Here is a 21,697-nt window from a genome sequence, read left to right as displayed (position 1 = left end):
CAATGACGCGCACCACCCACCTGGAGACTTGCCTTGAAATCTATCGTTGCTTTGGTCGCCGCGGCTGTTCTTTCTTCCACGGCGATGGCCGCTTCCACTACTGAAAAATTGCCTTCTGGCGTAATCGTTGAGCATCTTACGCAAGGCACGGGTGCCCAGCCGGCCGCTGACGATGTCGTGAAGGTCAACTACCGCGGCACGCTCGCTGACGGCACCGAGTTCGATAGCTCGGCGAAGCATGGCGGCCCGGCAACCTTCCCGCTCAATCGCGTGATTCCGTGCTGGACGCAAGGTGTGCAAAAAATGAAAGTCGGCGGCAAGGCCAAGCTGACCTGCCCGGCGGCCACTGCCTATGGCGAGCGCGGCGTCGGCGCGATTCCGCCGAATAGCGATCTGACGTTTGAAGTCGAACTCGTTGGAATCGTCAAGTAATACGGCGCCAAACGCGCTGAGACTGAACCCTGCTCCGAGATCGAAGTGGGGTTTTTCTTTTTCAGGGCAATGCATTTGCCCGCTGAAATCTATCCGTGACGAAGCTCGAGGTGCTCGCGCGGCGATCGGCGCTGACGTCTATTCGATCGCGTGGTTTTTCTAAAAGAAAAGAAGTTCTGATCTTACTCGGCCGGCGCGCATAGCATCGACACATACACAATAGTGGAAACGACGATCATGCCGACGCCGACTACAGAAGAAAAAACAAACCGGATAATTCAGCGTCCGATTGTCGCAGCGCTAATCGGCAGCGCAACCCACATCGCATGGGCCACGGGGACCGCCCCCGGTGGAGCGAAGTCTTTGAGAAAAGTGATTGCCGGCGCTTCCGCGACGCCGTCAAGGAGCGCCGTTTTGTGACGACACAGGAGATTCTGCCGGCGTGCGGACTGCGGATTGCGTGAACAGTGCACGCTATTCCGCCCTCACTTGCTGATGTTGCACGGCCCGTTCTTCCGCTTGCTTCTTCGCGATCTGTTTTCCCACCAGGCAGCCGCCCACCGCGCCAACCACCGCTGCAAGATTGGTAACACGGGATTACCAGCAAAAAAATGGACTGCCGCCCTTTGAATCTCCGAATGCTTGCCTATAGTAGAAGCGGTTATTGCCGTAATGCACTGCGGCCGGCTTCTCTTGACGTGGGTGACGGGGAAACAGAAATGACGCCATCGAATGCTGCGATCTATCAGGTCCAGACTAGCACGCCGGATTCATTACGAACGCTTGCCGGCTATCTCGAATTGGCGCTCGACGAAGGGGAGAGCGTGGTTCTGATGCGGATCGGCACGCAGGTGCGCAGTGTTTATGTCGGCAATCCGTCCGGCGCTCTGGAGGATTTGACGGATCACGGCGTAGTGGCCGCCTTTCAGGCCGACGAGATGCTGGCATTGACGCAGTTGGGACTCAACCGGATAACCGCCGACGATCAACAGTACCGATTCATGCGCAGTGTGAGATATATAGCCGACCGCCAGGTTGTCGTTTTTACGCCGACTTAAGTGGTTGGGCAGCAATCGAAAAGACTAAAGAATGGGACTATCGGGTAGTGGACTCGAAAGGTTCGTACTCCACTGGATGCGTTCCAGTGTAAAACCGGTTGCCTTTATAGCCGCGTAGATCTGCCTTTCTGGCGCTATTCGTGGCATAGTTCGATCGATTACCACATAAGGAGCAATCAAATGCCCACGTTAGAGCAAATCCAGGCAAAGCTTAAGAAGCTCCAGGCGCAAGCTGACACGCTTATTGCCAGGAAAGCACAAGTCGCGGTCAACCAGATTCGCGAATTGATGCTCAAGCATGGCCTGACTACCGCAGATATCGAAGCAAAGGCACAGGCGAAACGCGCCGCGCACGCCTTGAATGGGCATGCTGCAGGTGCCAAGGCAAAAGCCGCCGGCGCAGGCAAGTCGATTCCGAAGTACCGCAATAACAAAACGGGCGCGACCTGGACGGGCCACGGGCGTGCACCCGCCTGGATTGCCGCCGTGAAAGACCGGACTCAATTCCTGATTGAAGGCGCTAGCGAATTGAAGCCCGCGGCAAATGCGGCAGTCACTCGCGCCAAAGCCGGAAGTAAAGGTCAGCCTAAAGGCGCGCAACCGCCCAAGTACCTCGATCCGAAAACCGGCGCCACCTGGAGCGGGCGCGGTCCGGCGCCGGCATGGCTCGCAACGGTCAAAGACCGAACCAGGTTTCTGATCGATAGCGCGGCGGCCAGCAATGTCGCCGCCGGCAAAGTAGTAACGGCGAAAAAGGCGGTGGCGTCCAAAACGGCCGCCAGGAAGGGCACTGCGGCAACTAAAAAAGCCGCGGCAAAGAAAAGCGCCGCCAAGCCGGCTGTGAAAAAAGCCACCGCAAAGAAGGCTGCCGTGAAGAAAACCGCGGCGGCAAAGAAAGTGCCGGGTCGCAAGACGGTGAGCAAAGGCAATGCCGGCGCGACGAGCGCTGCCGCAGCGCCGCAAACCTCGACGGTGCAAGCCGGCGCGTGAGCGCAATGGAGTCGCGAAGTAGATGATTAGCACGCTCGAGTCACCCCAGCAGGAAGACCATGTCGTCCTGCTGGACTCCGTTCCTCATCCGGCAGCCGACGCCGCCGAACCATTCATTGTCACCAGCGACCGCCGGGTGATTTTGGCCTATCCAATTGCTGAATCCGACTTTGAACAGTTCGGACCATTCGATTCCGATGACGATCCGTTTTGCACGGTGCTATTTCCCGACGCCGTGTTTCATCGACTGGGGCCGCCCGGCGATATCGATCTCGAGATCCATCCGCTCGCTTCGCTTGGGCTCACCGGGTACTCGGTTCACGAAGTGATGAACTCGTCGCTGGCCGCCGAGATTTCGGCCGTCACTTCGCCCGGTCCTGCGCAGCGCCATTTTGTCATCACGTTTCAGGGCTCGACGTTCGAATGCGTGGCGTCGGACTATACGGTGGTCGGCGTGTACGGCGCCGGCGAGATCGCCTGCCGGGAAGCATTCTCGCTGGTCCGGTAGTGTCTTGAGTAGCGTGGCGCAATGGCTGCGGAACTCAATGCCATTTCCTTTCAATAACATTTTCCCTGCCAATTTCGAACATATCCTCAGTGACATTTTCAGCTTTTATTTTTGAAATATGTTAAAAAGCTTTCCGTCATCGCGTATTGACATCAAGTCTTCACGCAGCAAGAGCAGACTGGTGTCAACGAATGGCGTGCGGCAGAGATTGAAGCAACGCTTTCCAAATTACATATAAAAACATTACGAGGCATCGAACGCTCGATTGAAGCGAACCTGAGTTCAGGCGCGCGTCAAAGAGAGCCGGCAGGGATCACGTTGAGTGAACCTGTTTTCGGTGCAGCAGCGGTCGTCGCGGATCGGATTTGCCGGCGTCAAGGCAAGTCACATGGGCCTGATCCCCGGTAGTCCGGCCGCAAGGCGTCCGCGAGTGCGGGCGCGGTATCGGTACGCATTTGCCTGGCGCAAGTGCATGCGAATACGCCATGCCCATCGAAAAACTCCTTGTTCCGCTACCGGCGGGCCTGAAAGTCTACGTTGAACGTCACGTATTCGATCCGGCCTTCGAGAGTGTCATTCTGATCAACGGCGCGCTGGCCACCACGGCGTCGTTCGGACAGACAATCAAATACCTCGGCGAACGCTATAACCCAATTTGTTTCGATTTACCTTATGCGGGTCAATCGAAAGCGCATAACGTTTGCGACTTCGTTCTGACAAAAGACGATGAAGTCGACATTCTGCTGCATCTAATAGGCTTATTCGAGCCGAGCTTCCTGTTGTCGGTGTCGTGGGGCGGGGTGGCGTCGCTGCTGGCGCTCTCGCGGGCGCGCACTAGTGTGAGGCGCGCGGTGATTGCTTCGTTCTCGCCGCGGCTCAACGCGGCGATGACCGCGTATGTAACCGCGGCACGCGACCACATCGCCGCCGGCGAAAATCTGAAGGCCGCGCAACTGCTCAACGATACTGTTGGCCGGCATCTGCCGCGCATCATGAAGCTCTATAACTACCGCTACCTCTCTACACTGCCGCGCGATGAGCAGGACCAGGTGGCGTTTCACGTCGACCAGATTCTGGCCATCCGCCCCGAGGACTATCTGCACGAGTTCCGCAACATCGATTGCGGATTGAAATTTCTCAACGGCGAGCTCGACGACTACACCACGCCTGAGGACGCCCGCTCGCTCAGCGCGCATCTGAAGCGCGCCGAGTTTCTCACGATCGAGCAGGCCGGGCATTTCCTCGATCTCGAAGGACGGCCCGCGCTGCGCCAGGTCAGGACGGCGATTTTCGATTACTTCGGTGCCGCTCGGGTGCCGGCGGCAGGCCGTGAGCTCGACTGCTTCGACGCATTTACCGCCCGCTCGCCCATCATGCCGGTGCAGCAAGCCGCCATTGCAAACGTCGCGAACGTCGTGTTGCAGGCCACCGCCGATCACTCGTTCCAACAGGTCGAACTACCGTGAATATCGCTCAGAGCATTGCCATTGTCGTACCGTGGGCGCTGTGGCTGCTGTATTGGGTCGCGACGTCGAACCGCGTCAAGGAGACCGCGCGCAAGGAGGCGTCACGATCGCGCACGTTGCAGTCGATTCCATTGATTGGCGGTGGCGCGCTGATCGTGCTGCCGGACTTCAACACAGCGGCGTTGTCTGCTGATCCACATGCGGTCGGGCCGCTGCAACTGGCCGGCTTCGCGGTGCTGCTGGCCGGCCTTGCGTTTTCCGTGTGGGCGCGGCTGCATCTCGGCACCAACTGGAGCGTGTCGGTCACGCTGAAGGAAGGGCATGAGCTGGTGCGCAGCGGGCCCTATGGACTGGTTCGTCATCCGATCTATACCGGCTGCCTGCTGGCGCTTCTGGGGGCGGTGCTGATCGGCGCGCAATGGCGTGGCGTGGCTGGGCTATTGCTGATTTTCGCGTCGCTGGCGTACAAGGTGCGGGTCGAGGAGAGCTGGCTGACCGGTCACTTTGGCCGTGCGTATGCGCAGTATCGTCGCGACGTCGCCGCGCTGATTCCCGGTCTCTTCTGAGCTGCCTGAATGACGAAAGTCATCATCACCGCGATCGGCTCGGCGGGCGACGTGCATCCTTTGCTCGGTATCGGCGCGGCGTTGGCTGCGCGCGGCCACCAGATCGTCTTCTGCACGCATCCGCCGTTCGCTGAGGCTGTCGCGCGCCAGGGTTTCGCATTCGTGCCGATCGGCACCGCCGCCGAATATGAGGCGGCCATGGCGAACCCGGCGCTATGGCATCCGCGCACGTCGTTCCGCACGCTGTGGGCGGTGATTGCACCGACGCTGCGGCCGCATTTCGACACACTGGCTGCGTTGACCGATAGCGACACCGTGCTGGTCGGCACGTTGTGGGCCTTTTCCGCGCGGCTGATGCAGGAACTGTATCGCGTGCCGTTCGTGTCGGTGCAGGTGTCGCCGTCGACCCTGCTCTCCGCGCATGCGCCGCCGACACACCCGCGGCTGACGATTCCGCGCGGCTTGCCGCTGGCTGTAAAAACCGCGCTGCTGCGGCTGATCGAGCGGCAGGCGCTCGACAAGGTCTGTGGCCCCACATTGAACGCGGTACGCGCGGAATTGGGGCTCGCACCGGCGCGGCGCATTTTCGGCGAGTGGCTGCATTCGACCGACGGCGTGCTGTGTCTCTTTCCGGAATGGTTCGCGCAAGCTCAGCCGGATTGGCCGGCGCCGCGCTGCCTCAGCGGCTTTCCGCTGTTCAACGACACGGCTGCGCCTGCGCCCGATCCGCAACTCGACGCTTTTCTCGCTGCGGGCGAGCGGCCCGTGATTTTCACAGCGGGCTCGACCTTGATCGATCAGGATCGCTATGCGAGCGCAGTGAGCGCGGCGCTGATGGAAGGCGGGCTGCGCGGCATTCTTTTGACGCCGGATGCGCCTCGAGCCGAAGCGGCCGCCGCTCGGGCGGATATGCATGCAGCCTCGCGAGGCGTGCTGCTCAGGCGGCGTTATGTGCCGCTGCAGACGCTGTTGCCGCGCTGCCGGGCGCTGGTGCATCACGGCGGCATCGGCACGGCAGCACTTGCGTATGCCGCCGGGATTCCGCAAGTCCTGACGCCATTCGCACACGACCAGTTCGACAATGCGCAGCGGGTCGTCGCGAGCGGTTGTGGTGTTCGGCTCGATAGGGCGCTGCAGCCGCAGGCTCTCGCGCGCGCATTGAAGCAAGTGCTCGGCAGCCCAGCAATCGCGACGCAGTGCGGACGCGTGCAGGACCGGCTCGGGGCGTCGCCGGATGGTTGCGAGGCAGCCGCACGCTATGTCGAAGATTTCATGCGGACCAGGGTGTGCGCGCAAACCGTCGGCCGCGCGTCTTTGCTGGCATTGGCAGCCAGCGGACACAGCGTATGAGCGCCGCCACGCCGTTGCCGAAGCGCGCCGCGCCGGCCGGCGCGGCGCATGGCCCCGGCCCCGGCCCGGATTCTGCCGCCGGGCGCAGCGTACCCGGCATGCGCGGTGCGCAGCTCGCCTTGCTGACGTTCGCGCTGTCGCTGGCCACCTTCATCGAAGTCCTGGATTCGACGGTAACCAACGTCGCGGTACCGGCTATTTCCGGCGGCCTCGGCGTGTCCAACAGTCAGGGCACATGGGTGATCAGCTCGTACTCCGTGGCCGCAGCCATCGCCGTGCCCTTGACGGGCTGGCTCTCGCGCCGGCTCGGCGAAACGCGGCTGTTCCTCGGAGCGGTGATCCTCTTCACGTTGACGTCGCTGCTATGCGGCGTGGCCGGCGACTTCCACCTTCTGGTGGTATGCCGGGCATTGCAGGGGCTCTTTTCCGGACCGATGGTGCCGCTTTCGCAAACTATCCTGCTGCGTACCTTTCCGCCGGATAAGCGCGTTGTGGCACTCGCTCTGTGGGCGATGACGGTGCTGCTCGCGCCGATCTTCGGCCCGGTGGTCGGCGGCTGGATCATCGACAGTTTCTCGTGGCCGTGGATCTTTCTGATCAATCTGCCGATCGGCATCTTCTCGTTCGCGGTGTGCATGACGCTGCTGCGCCCCGACGCATCCGCTGGCAAGGCTGCGCCGATCGATCTGCCGGGCATTCTCTTGCTGGTCATCGGCGTCGGCTCGCTGCAAACGGTGTTGGATCTCGGTCACGATCGTGGCTGGTTCGATTCACCTTTGATCCTCACGCTGGCGATTGTCGCCGGTTTGGCGATCGTGTCGCTGTTGATCTGGGAGGCGGGTGAACGGCATCCGGTGATCGATCTGAGCCTGTTCCGCGACCGCACGTTTTCGTTTTGTATGCTGATCATTTCGCTTGGCATGATGAGCTTTTCGGTGGTCGGCGTGATCTTTCCGCTCTGGCTGCAGGCCGTGATGGGCTACACGGCGTACCAGGCCGGGCTCGCCACCGCACCGCTCGGGGTGCTCGCGCTGGTGTTCTCGATTCTGGTCGGCGTGTATGCGGCGCGTTTCGACGCGCGCGTGCTCGCGACGTTCGGCTTTCTCCTGTTTGCGGCCGTGTTGTGGTGGGACGCGCATTTCACGCTGACCATGACCTTTACGCAGATCATCACGCCGGGTCTGATCCAGGGCATCGGCTTGCCGTGCTTCTTCATTCCGTTGACCGCGGCGACGCTTTCGCGCGTGTCCGACGACAAGCTCGCCGCGGCCTCCAGCCTGTCGAACTTTTTGCGCACGCTATCGGCGGCGTTCGGCACGGCCATGAGCGTCACGCTATGGGATAACCGCGCGCTGTATCACTACGACGTCGTCGCGCAGTCGGTGACGAAATCGTCCGGCAACACGCAGCGCTTCGTTCAGAGTCTGCATGGCATGGGTATCGACGGCGCGCGCGAACTCACCACCTTGCATCACGTCGTGCAGCAACAGGCTTACATGATGGCGACCGGCGACATGTTCTACATGGCAAGCATCACCTGCCTCGTGCTCGCCGCGATGATGTGGCTTACGCGTCCGAAGCGCGGCGCGGCGATGGCTTTAGGTCACTGAGGAGCTTCGCATGACGATTCTGGGCGCATTGATCATTCTGTTTCATCCGAGTGAAGAGCAGCTCGCGCGCGCGGTGGCGATGCGCTCGGCGTCTGATCGTTTGCTGGTGGTCGACAATTCGCCCTTGCCGGACGCGCGCGCCGCGATGATGCTGCGCGAGGCGGGCGTCGCTGTGCTGCATCACGGAAATCGCAACGGCATTGCCGGCGCCTTCAATTGTGGATTGAGTGCGCTGTTTGACGAAGGCGTGGATGCGGTCGCACTGTTCGACCAGGATTCCGAGGCGCCAGCCAGCTACTTCGCGGTGATGCGCGACCGGTGCGCGTCGATGAGCGGCCGGGCGTTTTTGGTCGGCCCGCGCATCTTCGATGAAAACGATCAACGCTTCCTGCCCGAGCTCGCGACGAGCGGCCTGGCGGTGCAGAGGCTGCCGATACAGGCCGACGCCGCGCTGCAGCGCTGCGCCTTTCTGATTTCGTCCGGCTGTGTCGTTTCGCGCGAGGCGTTCGCCCAGCTCGGCCGCTTCGACGAAGCGCTTTTTATCGACCACGTCGATACCGAGTACTGTTTGCGTGCACTGCTGCGCAATGTGCCGGTGTACGTGGTGCCGTCACTCGTACTGCTGCATCGGATCGGCTCGCGGCGCCGTCACAAACTGGGTTCCCTGGAATTGACGACGATGAATCATCCCAGCTTCCGCCGCTATTACAGCGCGCGAAACGCGATGCAGCTGGCGCTGCAATATGGCATGCGCCTGCCGGTCGCAATCGTGCCGAACGTGCTGACGCTCTGGCAAATCGTGCAGATCGTGCTGCTGGAAAAAGACAAGCTGGCGAAGCTCAAGGCGATTGCGCTGGGTCTTTTCGATGGGTTCTTCGGACGAATGGGGCCACTCGAACGGACGCGTCCGCGCCTCGCGGCCAACGTAGCTAAGACCGCTAAGGCGGCAAATGCGGCAAATGCGGCCGACTCGGCGAGGCTTGGCGAAATGAATACGCCGGTGGCAGGAGCGCGCGCGATGCCTCGTACCCGGCACTCATGAGGCGGCCTATGCGATTCCCTATGCCACGCGCTTTGCCGCTGTTGCTGCCATTGCTGCTGATTGCAGCGGCGCTGACAGGGTGCGTGAGCGATGCGGGCCTGCACGCAAACGTCCAGCCGCTCAAGCCATCCGCCGACGCGCTCGCACAGACCATCGGGCCAGGCGCGAACGGCGCATGGCCCGCGCCCGATTGGGTCAAGCGTTACCGCGATCCGCAACTGGATGAATTGTCCGCCGAAGCGTTGCAGAACAATCCCGATCTGCAGATCGCCAGGGCGAGGGTGGGCGCCGCGCAGGCGCAACTCGAACAGTTTGCTTCGCTCACCGGCCTCACCGGCACGGCGGGGGCGGCAGTGAGCAAGGCCCGTTTGCCGCAGCCGGACGAAGCGGCCAACGTATCCGTCGGCGGCCAGCAGATTCCGGTGCAGTTGTTCAACGATCCGGTGGTTTCGCCGGCCGCGCTGTTCGCGGGCTTGAGCTACCAGCTCGACTTGTGGGGCAAGAATGCCGCGCTGACTGGCAGCCTGCTGTCCGCGCGGGACGCGGCACGCATCGATGCGGAGCAGGCGCGGCTCACGCTAACGGTCGCGCTCGTGACGCTTTACTGCGAGCTCGACCGCGCCTTTGCGACGCAGGACATTCTGCTGCAAAAGCAACAGGCCGGGGATAGCGTCGATGCGGTGTTGCGCGAGCGTGGTGCGCGCGGCATCGATAACGCGTACGACTCGGCCGACGCCGCACTCAAGCGAAGCCGGCTCGCCTCGCAACAGGCGCTCAATGACGAACGCATCAAACTGACCGAGTTGCAGATCGGCGTACTCACGGGGCGCGGCGCGGAGCGGGGTTTGTCGCTGCATCGTCCGCACCTGGCCGCGGCTGCCGATGCGCCGATGCCTGCACAACTGCCGGTCGACCTGCTGGGCCGCCGGCCCGACATCGTGGCAGCGCGGTTGCGGGCCGAAGCCGCGCTTGCCAACATCGACGCTACGCGGGCGCAGTTCTATCCCGACGTGAACCTGGTGGCCTTTGCCGGGCTGACAGCCTTGACGCCCGCCGCGCTTTTCTCGCGCGCGGCGCTGACCGGTTCGGTGGGACCGGCGATCTCCTTGCCGGTTTTCGACCGGACCCGGTTGCGCGCGCAACTCGGCGGCGATTACGCCAACGTCGACGCCGCGATAAGCCTTTACAACAAGACCGTCGACGAGGCGCTCGGCGAGGTCGCGCGCCAGCTGACCTCGTTGCGTACGGTCGATACGCTCGCTAGCGAGCAGACTCGCGCGGTGGAGGCGGCCTCACGCATCGTCGCGATCGCCGAGGAACGGCATCGTCGCGGTATCGGCATGCAGAAGGACGTGACGCTGGCGGACCTGTCCCTGCTCGACGAACGTGCGCAGCAAATCGATTTGCAGGGCCGCCGCAGAATGCTGCAGGTCGCGCTGGTCGGTGCGCTCGGCGGTGGTTTCGACGTACGCAAGGTGGCCGGCGCGCCGATCTCTCACTATCAGCCGACCTTTCCCTCTCACGCACGCATCACGGATACGCACTTCGATTGAATGCACAACGATAAACAGGCACAGCATGCCGCCGGCTGGACCCAGGGGCAGGCAAATCCGGCAAACATGGCAAACGTGGCAGGCGCGGCAAGCAGAGCGAGCGACGCGCACGATTCGAAACGGGCGGTGCGCCGGCGCCGCTTTGCCGTTTTCTTCGGCGTGGTGGCGCTCGCCGGCGTGGTGTGGCTGACGTATTGGGGTTTGAGCGCGCGCTTCTACGAAGAGACCGACGACGCCTACGTGGCCGGCAACATCGTGCAGATCGCCGCGCAGATACCTGGCACGGTCACCGATATTCTGGTGGACAACACGCGGCAGGTGCGCGCGGGCCAGCCGCTCGTCAAACTCGACGATGCCGAAGCGGCCGCCGCGTTCGCGCAGGCCAAAGCGCAACTGACGCTCGCCGTGCGGCAGGTGGCGAACGCGACGATCTCGCGCAAGCTCTACGTGCAATCGATCGACGCGCGCCGCGCCGAACTCGCGTTGGCGCAACGTGCGCTGGCGGCGCGCGATCACGCGTCGGTGGAAGTGGTGTCGCCGGAGGAATTGGCGCGCGCCCGCGAAGCGGTGGCCGTCGCGCAAGCGAACCTCGCCTCGGCGCAAGTCCAGCTCGACGCCGCCCGCGCGCTCGGCGGAAAATTTCCGGTCGAAGCCAGCCCGCCGGTTCTGCAAGCCGCCGCGCAAGTGCGGCTTGCTTATCGGAATCTGCAGCGCACCACCGTCGTTTCTCCCGTCGACGGCACGGTCGGGCAGCGTTCGGTGCAGATCGGCCAGCAGGTCGGGCCGGGGCTCGCACTCATGTCGATCGTTCCGCTCGAGCGCCTGTGGGTCGAGGCGAACTTCAAGGAGGGCCAGATTCGCAGCATGCGCGTGGGGCAGCCGGTGCGCATCGTGTCGGATGTGTACGGCTCGCAAGTGGTGTATCAGGGGCACGTGGAGGGTTTCTCGGCCGGCACCGGCAGCGCATTTTCGATGCTGCCCTCGCAGAATGCGGCCGGTAACTGGATCAAGGTCGTGCAGCGCGTGCCGATCGTGATTTCGCTCGACCCAGTCGAACTCGCTGCGCATCCATTGCGGCTCGGCCTGTCGATGCAGGTGTCGGTGGATACGCATGTGCGCAGCGGCCAGTTGATTGGCAACGACACGCCGGCGGCCAGCCAAAGTACCCGCGTCCACGATAACGTTTCGCGTGACGCCGATGCGTTGATCGCGCAGATCATTCGGGACAACAGTGATCGCGGCGGTGCTGCTGATTAGATCGGCGCTTCGCGCCACGGACATACTTTGGCTAGTTGCCCGGATCGATCACGGGTTTGTCCGGGTCGGCGAGCGTTTTATAGGGTAGTGAGGCTGCGTGCGGGTCGCTTGTGGTGTCGTCGATCACACGATCGGCGTCCGCGGTTTTCGCGAGTTCCGCGAGGAAGGTCTGTTTGTCGAACCCCGGCGCGACACAGCCTTGCACGTAAATGAAGCGGCGTTGCAGTGTGAGCCACAGCGTCGACTGTTCACGCCAGTGAGTGGCGTAGTTGATGTTGGCGAGACGCCGTTGGACCGCGTCGGCGATTTCCGCGTCGTAGAGGTACGCGTTCGACAGACGGCAACGGCCTTCCACCCAGCAGCTATTGCCGCGCTCGATCCGGTAATGGCTGTCGTCGAGCCATTCCTGCTCGGTTTCGAGCGGGCCTAAGGGCACCGGGCAGTCGCTGATTGCTTTGGATATCTGAAAGAACGGGTCGTGGCCGCGGTTGATGCGCTGCGCCTCGGCATAGGCATGCGTCGCGGCCATGCAGATCAGCAGACTCGCCAGTGGCGGTTGGATCAGGCGTTTCATCGTCTTGGGCTCCGGGATTGTGAGCGTAGGGTAGCCGGATCGACCGGTTTGATTCTCGACTGCATAGTGGAGATTATGCAGCGGTGGCTCAGGCCCTCACTGGCGCTTGCGACGATATTCGACGGCGAACTTGATCAATTCGGCCTGACCTTCGATATCGAGCTTGCGTTTCAGATTCAGCCGGTGCGTCTCTACTGTGCGCACCGACAGGTCGTTGCGTTGAGCGATCTGCTTGCTCGAGAGACCTTCCGCGAGCGCATCGAGAATATCTCGCTCGCGTGGCGTGAGCCGTTCGATGGGCGATTGCGTCGCCGATGCCTGAATCAATCGCGCGCCCAGTCCCGCGCTGAAAAACGTCTTGCCTTCCAGCACCGCGCCGATCGCCTGAATGATTTCGGTGGCGGGCGAGTCCTTGAGCACGTAACCGCTGGCCCCGGCGCGCACTGCCTGGGTCACGTACTCGAGATTGTCGTGCATGGACAGCATCAGCACGCGAATCGCCGGGAAGCGCTCATGAAACAGGCCGGCCAGCGCGATGCCGTTCATCCCGTTCATGCCGACGTCCATCAGCACCAGATGAGGCTCGTGGGTGGCGGCGAGCGCAAGCGCTTCCTGTGCATTGCCGGCTTCACCGACGATCTCGATGTTGCGCACGGCTTCGAGCCGGGCGCGCAAACCGTCGCGCACAAGCGGGTGGTCGTCGATCAGAATCAAACGTGCGACGGCGAGTGACATGTCGTTCATAGTCAGATTTCCTGCATGGCCGGCGATTGAAGCGCAGACGCGACCATTGGCACGCGCGCGGTCACGATCGTATGACCGGCTTGCGAGCTGAGCGACAGCTTGCCGCCCAGTGCGTCGAGCCGTTCGCGCATATTGCGCAGGCCTACACCCGCGCGCGGACTGACGAGTGCGTGCGCCACGTCGAAACCGCGCCCGTTGTCCGAGATTGTCAGCGTGACGGCGTCGTTCGACACCTCCAGCGATAGCGCCGCGCTGGATGCATGCGCGTGTCGCACGATATTCGTCAGCGCTTCCTGAGCGATACGGAACAGCACGGTGTTCACGGCTTCCGGTAAGGACGCTGCATGCGTGTGGGCGATCTGCGTAAATCCGATCTGAATGCCGGACTCGTCGCTCAACTCGCGCGTGAGCTGCTCCAAAGCGGCGGCTACGCCGAGGTCATCGAGCATCGACGGACGCAGTGCGTGAGAAATGCGGCGCACTTCACGCAAGGTATCGCCGATGCGCGCAATGCTCGTGGATAGCGCGGCTTCCGCTGCAGGCACGCGCACGTCGCTGCGTTCGAAGCGCGCCAACGCCGATTCGAGCAGCAGCTTCACGGAGACCATCATCTGGCTGATGCCGTCGTGCAATTCACGCGACAGGCGCGCCCGTTCGTTTTCCTGCGATTCGACCACCTGCTGCGCGAGCCGCTTCAGCTTCGCATCGGCGCTGCGGTATTCGGTGACGTTGAGCACCAGCGCACACAAGGCGATCACGGCGAGCCCGGCGAGCGCGATGGCATCGATCCACTGCATGGTGCGATCGATGTTGGCCGCCGCGCCCTGATCGATGTGAGCGAGTGTGGTGTCGACATCGTCGAGATAGATGCCGGTGCCGATCATCCAGCCCCAGCGTTCGAGCGGCACCACATAGCCCAATTTCGATGCGAGCTTGCCTGTCGACGGGCGATGCCATACGTAGCGCACATAACCGCCGCCGCCCGAGGCCGCGGCGAGCAGTTGCTGGATCGTCGGCGCGCCTTGCGGATCGCGCAGCGCCCAGAGGTCGCGTCCGACGAGGTCCGGCTCGCGCGGATGCATCAGCGAACGGCCGTGCATGTCGTAGACGAAGAAGTAGCCGTCCTTGCCGAAATCCATTTTCTGGAGGATGTCGAGCGCACGGGTGCGCAGCATCGTATCGTCGCGCGCGTTGTCGCGGCCGGCGTTGTAGAGCGGGGCGATCGCCGTGGTCGCGAGCTCGACGTAGTGTTTGAGTTCGATTTCCTTGCTGGCCATGTATGCGGCCTGAGTGGTCGCGTGCTGCGTTGCGGCGAGCGCCGTGGCTTCCCGGCGCACGCCGGTTTCAATACTGGCGATGGCCGCCAGGAAGGGCACGATCGCCAGCAGGACAATCTTTGCTTTGAGTTTCATCGTAGACAGGACGGCCGACGGGCTACGTAGTATTACGTAGCCGGCTTACGTAGTTGCGCGCTTGTGAGGAGGCTTACGAAGGCGAATACTACATCCCCGCGGCGTAGCGCGCCTTCTGGCGTGCGTTGTTGCGGCGCGCATTGCAAAAAGCAAACTCCGGTTTTGCCGTCTAATATCAGGTAACCGGTGTTCCGCGTGTCCGGCTACAAGTCATAGCGCGCGGTTTCAATAATAGACTTAGGAGAAGTTCATGGAGACCTCCCCATCTTCCGGCCGTTCTTGGCTATGGCTGATCTTGCTGATCCCGTACATCGCGTTACTGTGGTTGCCGTTCTATAACGACACGCGCCCCTCGTTCGCCGGTTTTCCGTTCTTCTACTGGTATCAGTTCTTGTGGGTTCCGTTGACCTCGCTACTGATTTACGTTGTGTACCGAGGTGTCAAATGAGCGATGTCAATCCTGTGAACCCGGTCGCAATGACCGTCTTTATCGCGTTCTTTGTTCTCGTCACCGTGATCGGTTTCTTTGCCGCGCGCTGGAAGCGGGGCGACCTGACGCAATTGCATGAGTGGGGCCTGGGCGGCCGCCAGTTCGGCACGGTGATTTCGTGGTTCCTCGTGGGTGGCGACTTCTATACCGCCTATACCGTGATCGCGGTCCCCGCACTGGTTTATTCCGTGGGCGCGTATGGTTTCTTTGCGCTGCCGTATACGATCATTGTCTATCCGTTCGTGTTCGCGGTGATGCCGAAGCTATGGAAGATCGCCAACGCGAAGAACCACATCACGGCAGCGGACTATGTGCAGGGTGAATACGGCGGCAAGTGGCTTCCTGCTGCGGTCGCAATCACGGGTATCGTCGCGACAATGCCGTATATCGCGCTGCAGCTCGTGGGGATGCAGGTGGTGATCAAGGGGCTCGGCGTGACCGGTGAAATGCCGCTGATCGTCGCCTTCGTGATTCTTGCGTTGTACACCTATGCAAGCGGCTTGCGGGCGCCGGCGATGATCGCGTTCGTCAAGGACATCATGATCTATATCGTCGTGATCGCGGCGATCTGGCTGATTCCGGTGAAGCTTGGCGGCTATGCGCATGTGTTCGATGCGGCCGATACGTATTTCAAGGCCAAGGGCGGCGCAACCGGGATCATTCTGAAACCGACGCAGTTCACGGCGTATGCATCGCTTGCTTTGGGTTCGGCGCTGGCGGCGTTCATGTATCCGCATACGATGACGGCGGTGTTGTCGTCCTCGTCGGCTAACACAGTGCGCAAGAATGCGATTTTTCTGCCGGCGTATACGTTGTTGCTGGGGCTGATCGCGTTGCTCGGCTATATGGCGATTGCGGCTGGCGTGCATGTGAAGTCGGCGTCCGATATGGTGCCGGCGCTGTTCAACACGCTGTTCCCGTCGTGGTTCGTCGGTTTTGCGGCCGCGGCAATCGCGATTAGCGCGTTGGTGCCCGCCGCGATCATGTCGATTGGCGCGGCTAATCTGTTCACGCGGAATTTGTGGCGGCCTCTCGTTTCGCCGGATATTACGCCTGAGGCTGAGGCTTCGACCGCGAAGATCGTTTCGCTGGTTGTGAAGTTTGGTGCGCTGTTGTTTATTGTGTTTCTGCCGACGCAGTATGCGATTGATTTGCAATTGCTGGGTGGGGTGTGGATTTTGCAGATTTTCCCGGCTATTGTGTTTTCTTTGTACACGCGACGGCTGAATACGACGGGGCTGTTTCTCGGGTGGCTTGTCGGGATCGTGTTAGGGACCGGGCTGGCTATTTCGCAAGGGCTCAAGCCGGTGTTCGCTTTGCATATCGGTGATGCTGTCTATCCGCTGTATATCGGACTGATCGCGTTGGCCGCTAATATTGTGATTAGTTTTGTTGTGTCGGTTTTGTCACCGCGGAGGGTTGTGGCTGCTGTTTGACGTTGGTGTCTGGATGGCTGGCGCCGTATGTCTGTATGCCTGCGGCGCTGGCCTTTCCTTGATCTGGCTCTTTGGCCTTTCCTTGATTTCTTATTGGTCTATTAGTGTCGCCCCTGTGCGGGGCGGGCACCTACTTTTCTTTGCCTGCCGCAAAGAAAAGTAGGCAAAAGAAAGCGGCTCGAACCCCCTGCTAAGCGGGTCCCCCGCACAGTTGCGGTAGTGGAGCATCTGGAATCCGTGTTCTCGCACATTCGGCGCGAGTGACAAGGCAGTCATACCTCCGGCGGCGCTGCGCGCGCCGACTTCAACAGTCCGTGGAAAAGCAAATATTCGCCAACTGGTTAGTCCATCGAATTGAGTTCCGGTAGTTCTTTATCCATTGTGGTCAGTCGTTGCGGCTGCAACTAGTCGTGGGCATTTGCGGATTGCGTAATCGAGGAAATCGCTGTGTGACCGGCCTATTCAAAATGCATGGAGTGACATTTTTTCCAAGCGGTCTGCTAGCATGGCAATCAATTTGTAACTGTAAAGACTGCCGGTTCGGGCGCCCCAAGCTGTGAACCGGCTTCTCGTCAGTTCATGAATCCCAGCAGCGACAGCGACTCATCCGGAGATGCAAGGAGCATGCGGAACCTGAATTTTGCTGTGACCGGTAGGCTGGCAATCCAGGCCGCCTCCTGCATTGCCGGTCTCGGACTTCTGTTCGCGTCCAACGCGGCTCACGCTCAGGAGTTTTCGCTTTTCGGAGGTGGTTCGCGCGCGGGCAACACAAACACCTATACGTGGGCGTTCAATTATCAGGAAGGGCTCGGGCAATACTTTGCCGCGAGCTTCACGTGGCTCAATGAAGGACACATCCCCGACCATCATCGCGACGGCCAGATGATCCAGCTATGGGGCCGCATTCCCGTTGGGAGCCCGCAGTTCATCCTGCAGGCGGGCATCGGCCCATACCGTTACTTCGACACCACCACGGCCGTGCAAGGCGGAAGTTATTCGGACACGCACGGCTGGGGTGCCGTGTACAGCGTGCGCGCCGCGTACTACGCGTCGAGCCGGTGGATCACCCAGTTGCAGTTGAATCGCGTGCATGTGCAACGCGGGCCGGATGCGACAAGCGTGATGTTCGGCGTCGGCTATCAGCTCGATGCCCCGGGCACCCCCGGTCCGCGCGACTGGGCGAGCGGCAGCACGCACAAGGTCACCAACAACGAAGTGGCGGTCTACCTCGGCGAAACCATCATCAATTCCACCAGCTCGCCTACCGCGCCGGGCGGCGCGATCGAGTACCGGCGCGGCCTCGCGAAATACCTCGACGTGACGCTCGGCTATCTGCACGAAGGCAGCAGCAAGGTGTCGCGCCGCGACGGTATCACAAGCCAATTGTGGGCGACCCGCGCGTTCCTCGATGACAAAGTCACGCTGGCGCTCGGCGTCGGCACCTACTACGCGATCAACGAAAACGAGAACAGTCTTACGCCGGGGCCAGGTGCCGGGAAATTTTCGGGCCTCGTCACGATCGCGGGCTCGTATCGCCTGACCGATCGTTGGGATGCGCGGATCGAATGGAACCGTGTCGTGACACGCTATGATCGCGATTCAGATGTGATTTTCGGCGGTGTGGGCTACCGTTGGTGACGGCTCACCGTGCCCGCAGAAGCAGTCTTCTAGAACCGATAGTAAAGATTCATACAAAAACCGGAGAAGAGCATGAAAGCCAGCACCATCGCCGAACGGGAGGCCCGTGGCCGTGCCGCCCGTGAGCACTCGAAACGTTCGAGCCATCGCACGGTAGGCGAATTGCATCGCAACCCAATCGAGTTGCTTAAGCGAAGCAGCGAGGGGCGGGTCGAAAGGCTCGTGCCGCTGCGCTACGGGCGCATGTCGGTGTCGCCGTTCACGTTCTTTCGCGGGACCGCGATCATTCAGGCCCATGACCTGAGCCAGATTCCCGACACCGGCCTCACCATGCCGATTTGCGGCGACGGCCATCTGATGAATTTCGGTGGATTCGCGACGCCCGAGCGTCAACTCGTATTCGATCTGAACGACTTCGACGAAGTTGCAACGGGTCCTTTCGAATGGGACCTGAAACGCCTGACCGCGAGCCTCGTGGTCGCCGCGCGCCACATGCGCTTGAGCCGCGGCACGGCGGAGCATCTGGTGATGACCGCCGTCACCGAATACCGCGACCGCATGGCGCAGTATGCGCAGTGCGGCGCGCTCGAGCTCTGGTACGACCGCATCACCTTCGACCGCATGGCGGAAACCGCACTGAGCCCCGAACGCCGCCGCATCGTGCGGCGCGGCATGGAAAAGGCCGCGAGCCGTACTCACGAAAACCTGATGGAAAAGATGGCCGATTTCGACGGCGACCGCTGGACGATCCGCGACGCGCCGCCGGCGCTGTTTCACGTGCTGGGCGCGAACACGCTGTTCACGCCGGAAGAAACCGAAGCATTCAGGGGCGCCAACTGGCGCAAGATGCTCGAACGCATGTGGGGCGAGTATCTGAAGACGATGCCGCACGACCGGCGCGAGTTGCTCGCCCATTTCACCGTGCAGGATATCGTGTTCAAAGTGGTGGGCGTTGGCAGCGTCGGCACTCGCTGTATGGTTGTGCTAAGCGTGGATCACATGGGCAAGCCTTTGTTTCTGCAACTCAAGGAGGCGCGGCCGTCGGTGATCTCCCAGTACTACAAGTCGCCGGCCATCAAGCACGAGGGCGAGCGCGTCGTGCAAGGGCAGCGCGTGTTGCAAGCCGCGAGCGACATCTTTCTCGGCTGGGCGAACGGTCCGTTAGGGCGCCATTTCTACTTCCGGCAACTGCGCGACATGAAACTGTCGGCGAACATCGAGTTGTTCGATACCGACCTGCTGGAAGGTTACGCGAAACTTTGCGGCTGGATCATGGCGCGCGCGCATGGCAAGGCGAGCGGCCAGGCGATCGAAGTCAGCGCGTATATCGGCCGCGGCGATCAGTTCGCGGAATCGCTCACCGGCTATGCCTGCAGCTACGCGGACCAGGTGGAACGTGACTACGACGTGTTCCTGAAAGCTTGCCGAAACGGCGAGCTCGAGGCGCGCACGGACGAAGACATGGCGGCGGATTTCCGCGTGTAACAGTTAGTCGCGCTTGAGCTGCGTTTGAGTTGCGCTTAAACCGCGTTTGAGCCGCGTTCGAGTTGCGTGAGCAATGTTTGCGTGGCTCGCCGAGTGCCGGGCGGGGTGGCCGGCACTCGCGGGAAGGGGGGCGGCTCAGTCGTCGATACGTGCTTCACGCAGCGTAACGAAGCGCAAGTGCTGCCGGCGGGCCGCGTCGATCACGCGCGGCAGGACGGCAAGGATCAGCGGTTTGCCCTCGATGGTGAGCGCGGCATTGCCGTCGTGCAGCAGCAGAATGTCGCGCGGCGCAAGGCCGTTAAGCAGCCGATGCGCGACCAATTGCGGATCGCGCTCGCGCGTGTCGTAGCCGCGCCGCGTCCACGCCGCGAGCCGCAAATCGAGTTTGCGCAGCACGGGCTCGAGAAAGAGGTTGCGCAACCCCGCCGGGGCGCGGAAGAACAGCGGCCGCTCGCCGCTCACTGCTTCGAAGGTGCGCTGCGCCGCGTCGATCTCGCGCGTGAGCGCGCCCGGAAACGTGACCGAAAACGTGTGCACGTGAACCTGCGAATGGTTTTCCAGCGCATGCCCGCGTGCGACGATTTCGCGTGTGAGCTCCGGATAACGTTGCGCTTTCGCGCCGATACAGAAGAAGGTGGCGCGCACGTCGAAGGCGTCGAGCAGATCGAGCACCTGTGGTGTGACGACCGGATCGGGACCGTCGTCGATGGTCAGTGCGATCGCGTCTGCGTTGTGCGCGCCAACAGGCAGGCGTGTCCAGTTCGGGCCTAGCAGCGTGGTGCGCGGCAACAGTCCGGCTACCGTGAAAATAGCGTGATTCGCGAAGATCGCGGCCAGCCACCACGGCCACGCGGCGGGCGCCAGCAGCCATCCGGCCAGCACGAATACGTGCCAGGCGGCGGTCGCGGGGAGCATCGCGGGATAGCCGGTGCGCGGCCAGCGGCGCGGCGGCGCGGCGTCACCGCCTTGTGGCGGCGTGGAGAGTTCGTTCATTAAGCGTGCTTCCTGTCTTCCTTCCTCCGTCCTGGGAAGGTCTTGAATCGCGCGCGCGACGCGCAACGGCAAACGATACCATTGATGCGTCGTTCGACGCGGCCGCGGACATGAACGGTAAATGCTGAAAGCAGATTGAAAGACGTCATGCCTGGCGACGGTCGCGCCTTTGCATTTGTGGTGGACAATCCGCTGTTGTATGGTGCTAAGGCCAAAGAAACGGAGCAGGAGACGCGCTGTGACAGGAACGGGAACCAAGAAAGTGGCGCTGGTGACGGGCGCGGGCAGCGGCATCGGCCGGGCTTGCGCGCTCAAGATGCTGGAACATGGCTATAGCGTTGTCCTCGCCGGCCGTCGCCAGGCGCCGCTCGACGCCGTGGTCGAAGAAGCGCAGCAACTGGGTGGCGACGCGCTCGCCGTGGCCTGCGACGTGACGGATGCCGGCAGCGTCGCCGCGCTGTTCGACACGATCCGTGCGCGGCGCGGCCGGCTCGACGTGCTGTTCAATAACGCAGGCCGCAACGGCTCCCCAGTCGATATCGACGAACTCGATATCGACGAATGGCGCTCGGTGGTCGACACCAATCTCACCGGCGTGTTTCTTTGCACACGTGCCGCATTCGGTCTGATGAAAACGCAGACGCCGCGAGGCGGCCGCATCATCAACAACGGCTCGATTTCCGCGCATGCACCGCGGCCGAACAGCATTGCCTACACGGCGACCAAGCACGCGATTACCGGCATCACGAAAGCCGTTTCGCTCGACGGCCGCCAATACGACATCGTGTGCGGGCAGATCGACATCGGCAATGCCGCAACGGAAATGGCGGAGCGGATGGCGCGCGGCGTGCCGCAGGCGAACGGCGAAATTGCGGTCGAGCCGTTGATGGACGTGCAGCACGTTGCCGACGCGGTGCTGCATATGGCGGAATTGCCGCTGTCGGCGAATGTGCAGTTCATGACTATCATGGCGAGCAAGATGCCGTTCGTCGGCAGGGGCTGAGCACGGCGCAGCGTTCACGGCGAGAGCGGGTTGAAGGAAAGGGCTTGGGGCGTGAATTGAAGGCGCGGATTCAGGTCGCGGGTTGATGTC

18 protein-coding genes and 2 pseudogenes are annotated in these 21,697 nt (G+C 62.0%); 16 read left to right on the top strand and 4 right to left on the bottom strand.

Going from position 1 to position 21,697, the window contains the following annotated elements:
* The first annotated feature begins 84 nt into the window (after positions 1-84).
* The 11 genes and pseudogenes from AYM40_RS31555 to AYM40_RS31505 all read left to right on the top strand — a co-directional run bounded on the left by AYM40_RS31555 (position 85) and on the right by AYM40_RS31505 (position 11,832).
* Positions 85-432 carry an FKBP-type peptidyl-prolyl cis-trans isomerase gene (locus AYM40_RS31555; RefSeq protein WP_236721126.1) on the top strand — a complete coding sequence of 116 codons (348 nt, stop codon included), beginning with the start codon at positions 85-87 and terminating at the stop codon, positions 430-432.
* 719 nt (positions 433-1,151) lie between these two features.
* Complete coding sequence (locus AYM40_RS31550; protein WP_063499919.1) at positions 1,152-1,490, top strand: hypothetical protein; 339 nt, start codon at positions 1,152-1,154, stop codon at positions 1,488-1,490.
* A gap of 180 nt (positions 1,491-1,670) precedes the next feature.
* Positions 1,671-2,480, top strand: a complete 810-nt coding sequence (locus tag AYM40_RS31545; protein ID WP_063499918.1) for an H-NS family nucleoid-associated regulatory protein — start codon at positions 1,671-1,673, stop codon at positions 2,478-2,480.
* Positions 2,481-2,502: 22 nt separating this feature from the next.
* The gene (locus tag AYM40_RS31540) at positions 2,503-2,988 is read left to right on the top strand and encodes a hypothetical protein (protein ID WP_063499917.1); all 486 of its coding nucleotides are present in this window, start codon (positions 2,503-2,505) and stop codon (positions 2,986-2,988) included.
* A gap of 485 nt (positions 2,989-3,473) precedes the next feature.
* Positions 3,474-4,313, top strand: a pseudogene (locus AYM40_RS31535) (alpha/beta fold hydrolase); the annotation flags it as partial.
* 137 nt (positions 4,314-4,450) lie between these two features.
* Positions 4,451-5,020, top strand: coding sequence for a methyltransferase family protein (locus AYM40_RS31530; protein ID WP_063499916.1), 570 nt, complete (start codon positions 4,451-4,453; stop codon positions 5,018-5,020).
* A 9-nt stretch (positions 5,021-5,029) separates the two neighbouring features.
* Entirely contained in the window at positions 5,030-6,370 is a 1,341-nt protein-coding gene (locus AYM40_RS31525) for a glycosyltransferase (RefSeq protein WP_082855416.1), read from the top strand.
* A complete protein-coding gene (locus tag AYM40_RS31520; RefSeq protein WP_063499915.1) occupies positions 6,367-7,980 on the top strand; it encodes a DHA2 family efflux MFS transporter permease subunit in 1,614 nt (537 codons plus the stop codon). Before AYM40_RS31525 ends, AYM40_RS31520 begins: the two co-directional genes overlap by 4 nt.
* A gap of 10 nt (positions 7,981-7,990) precedes the next feature.
* Positions 7,991-8,887 (top strand): annotated as a pseudogene (locus AYM40_RS31515) (glycosyltransferase family 2 protein); the annotation flags it as partial.
* 155 nt (positions 8,888-9,042) lie between these two features.
* Complete coding sequence (locus AYM40_RS31510; protein WP_236721009.1) at positions 9,043-10,575, top strand: efflux transporter outer membrane subunit; 1,533 nt, start codon at positions 9,043-9,045, stop codon at positions 10,573-10,575.
* Between the two features lie 66 nt (positions 10,576-10,641).
* Positions 10,642-11,832, top strand: a complete 1,191-nt coding sequence (locus AYM40_RS31505) for an HlyD family efflux transporter periplasmic adaptor subunit (protein ID WP_063500833.1) — start codon at positions 10,642-10,644, stop codon at positions 11,830-11,832.
* Positions 11,833-11,863: 31 nt separating this feature from the next.
* On the opposite strand, the gene AYM40_RS31500 is transcribed toward AYM40_RS31505, so the two are convergent.
* The 3 genes from AYM40_RS31500 to AYM40_RS31490 form a co-directional block, all read right to left on the bottom strand.
* Entirely contained in the window at positions 11,864-12,406 is a 543-nt protein-coding gene (locus AYM40_RS31500) for a hypothetical protein (protein WP_063499913.1), read from the bottom strand.
* Positions 12,407-12,502: 96 nt separating this feature from the next.
* Positions 12,503-13,150: a response regulator gene (locus tag AYM40_RS31495; RefSeq protein WP_063499912.1), complete on the bottom strand. Its 648-nt coding sequence runs from the start codon at positions 13,148-13,150 to the stop codon at positions 12,503-12,505.
* Between the two features lie 2 nt (positions 13,151-13,152).
* Entirely contained in the window at positions 13,153-14,562 is a 1,410-nt protein-coding gene (locus AYM40_RS31490; RefSeq protein WP_063499911.1) for a cache domain-containing protein, read from the bottom strand.
* Positions 14,563-14,812: 250 nt separating this feature from the next.
* Here AYM40_RS31490 and AYM40_RS31485 point away from each other — a divergent pair, with 250 nt between their 5' ends.
* From AYM40_RS31485 to AYM40_RS31470, 4 genes are all read left to right on the top strand, one after another.
* On the top strand, positions 14,813-15,010 hold the full coding sequence (locus tag AYM40_RS31485) for a DUF3311 domain-containing protein (protein WP_063499910.1): 198 nt from the start codon (positions 14,813-14,815) through the stop codon (positions 15,008-15,010).
* On the top strand, positions 15,007-16,488 hold the full coding sequence (mctP, locus tag AYM40_RS31480; protein WP_063499909.1) for a monocarboxylate uptake permease MctP: 1,482 nt from the start codon (positions 15,007-15,009) through the stop codon (positions 16,486-16,488). Before AYM40_RS31485 ends, mctP begins: the two co-directional genes overlap by 4 nt.
* A gap of 624 nt (positions 16,489-17,112) precedes the next feature.
* On the top strand, positions 17,113-18,126 hold the full coding sequence (locus AYM40_RS31475; protein WP_063499908.1) for a hypothetical protein: 1,014 nt from the start codon (positions 17,113-17,115) through the stop codon (positions 18,124-18,126).
* Positions 18,127-18,198: 72 nt separating this feature from the next.
* Positions 18,199-19,611: a DUF2252 domain-containing protein gene (locus AYM40_RS31470; RefSeq protein ID WP_063499907.1), complete on the top strand. Its 1,413-nt coding sequence runs from the start codon at positions 18,199-18,201 to the stop codon at positions 19,609-19,611.
* A gap of 135 nt (positions 19,612-19,746) precedes the next feature.
* Here AYM40_RS31470 and AYM40_RS31465 read toward each other — a convergent pair whose 3' ends face one another.
* Positions 19,747-20,604: a polysaccharide deacetylase family protein gene (locus tag AYM40_RS31465; protein ID WP_063499906.1), complete on the bottom strand. Its 858-nt coding sequence runs from the start codon at positions 20,602-20,604 to the stop codon at positions 19,747-19,749.
* Positions 20,605-20,842: 238 nt separating this feature from the next.
* On the opposite strand from AYM40_RS31465, the gene AYM40_RS31460 reads away from it, so the two are divergent.
* Entirely contained in the window at positions 20,843-21,607 is a 765-nt protein-coding gene (locus AYM40_RS31460) for an SDR family oxidoreductase (RefSeq protein WP_148662366.1), read from the top strand.
* Positions 21,608-21,697 lie beyond the last annotated feature (90 nt).

Source organism: Paraburkholderia phytofirmans OLGA172, assembly GCF_001634365.1.
In the GTDB taxonomy this organism is placed as follows: domain Bacteria; phylum Pseudomonadota; class Gammaproteobacteria; order Burkholderiales; family Burkholderiaceae; genus Paraburkholderia.
This window is presented reverse-complemented; position numbering and strand designations above follow the sequence as displayed.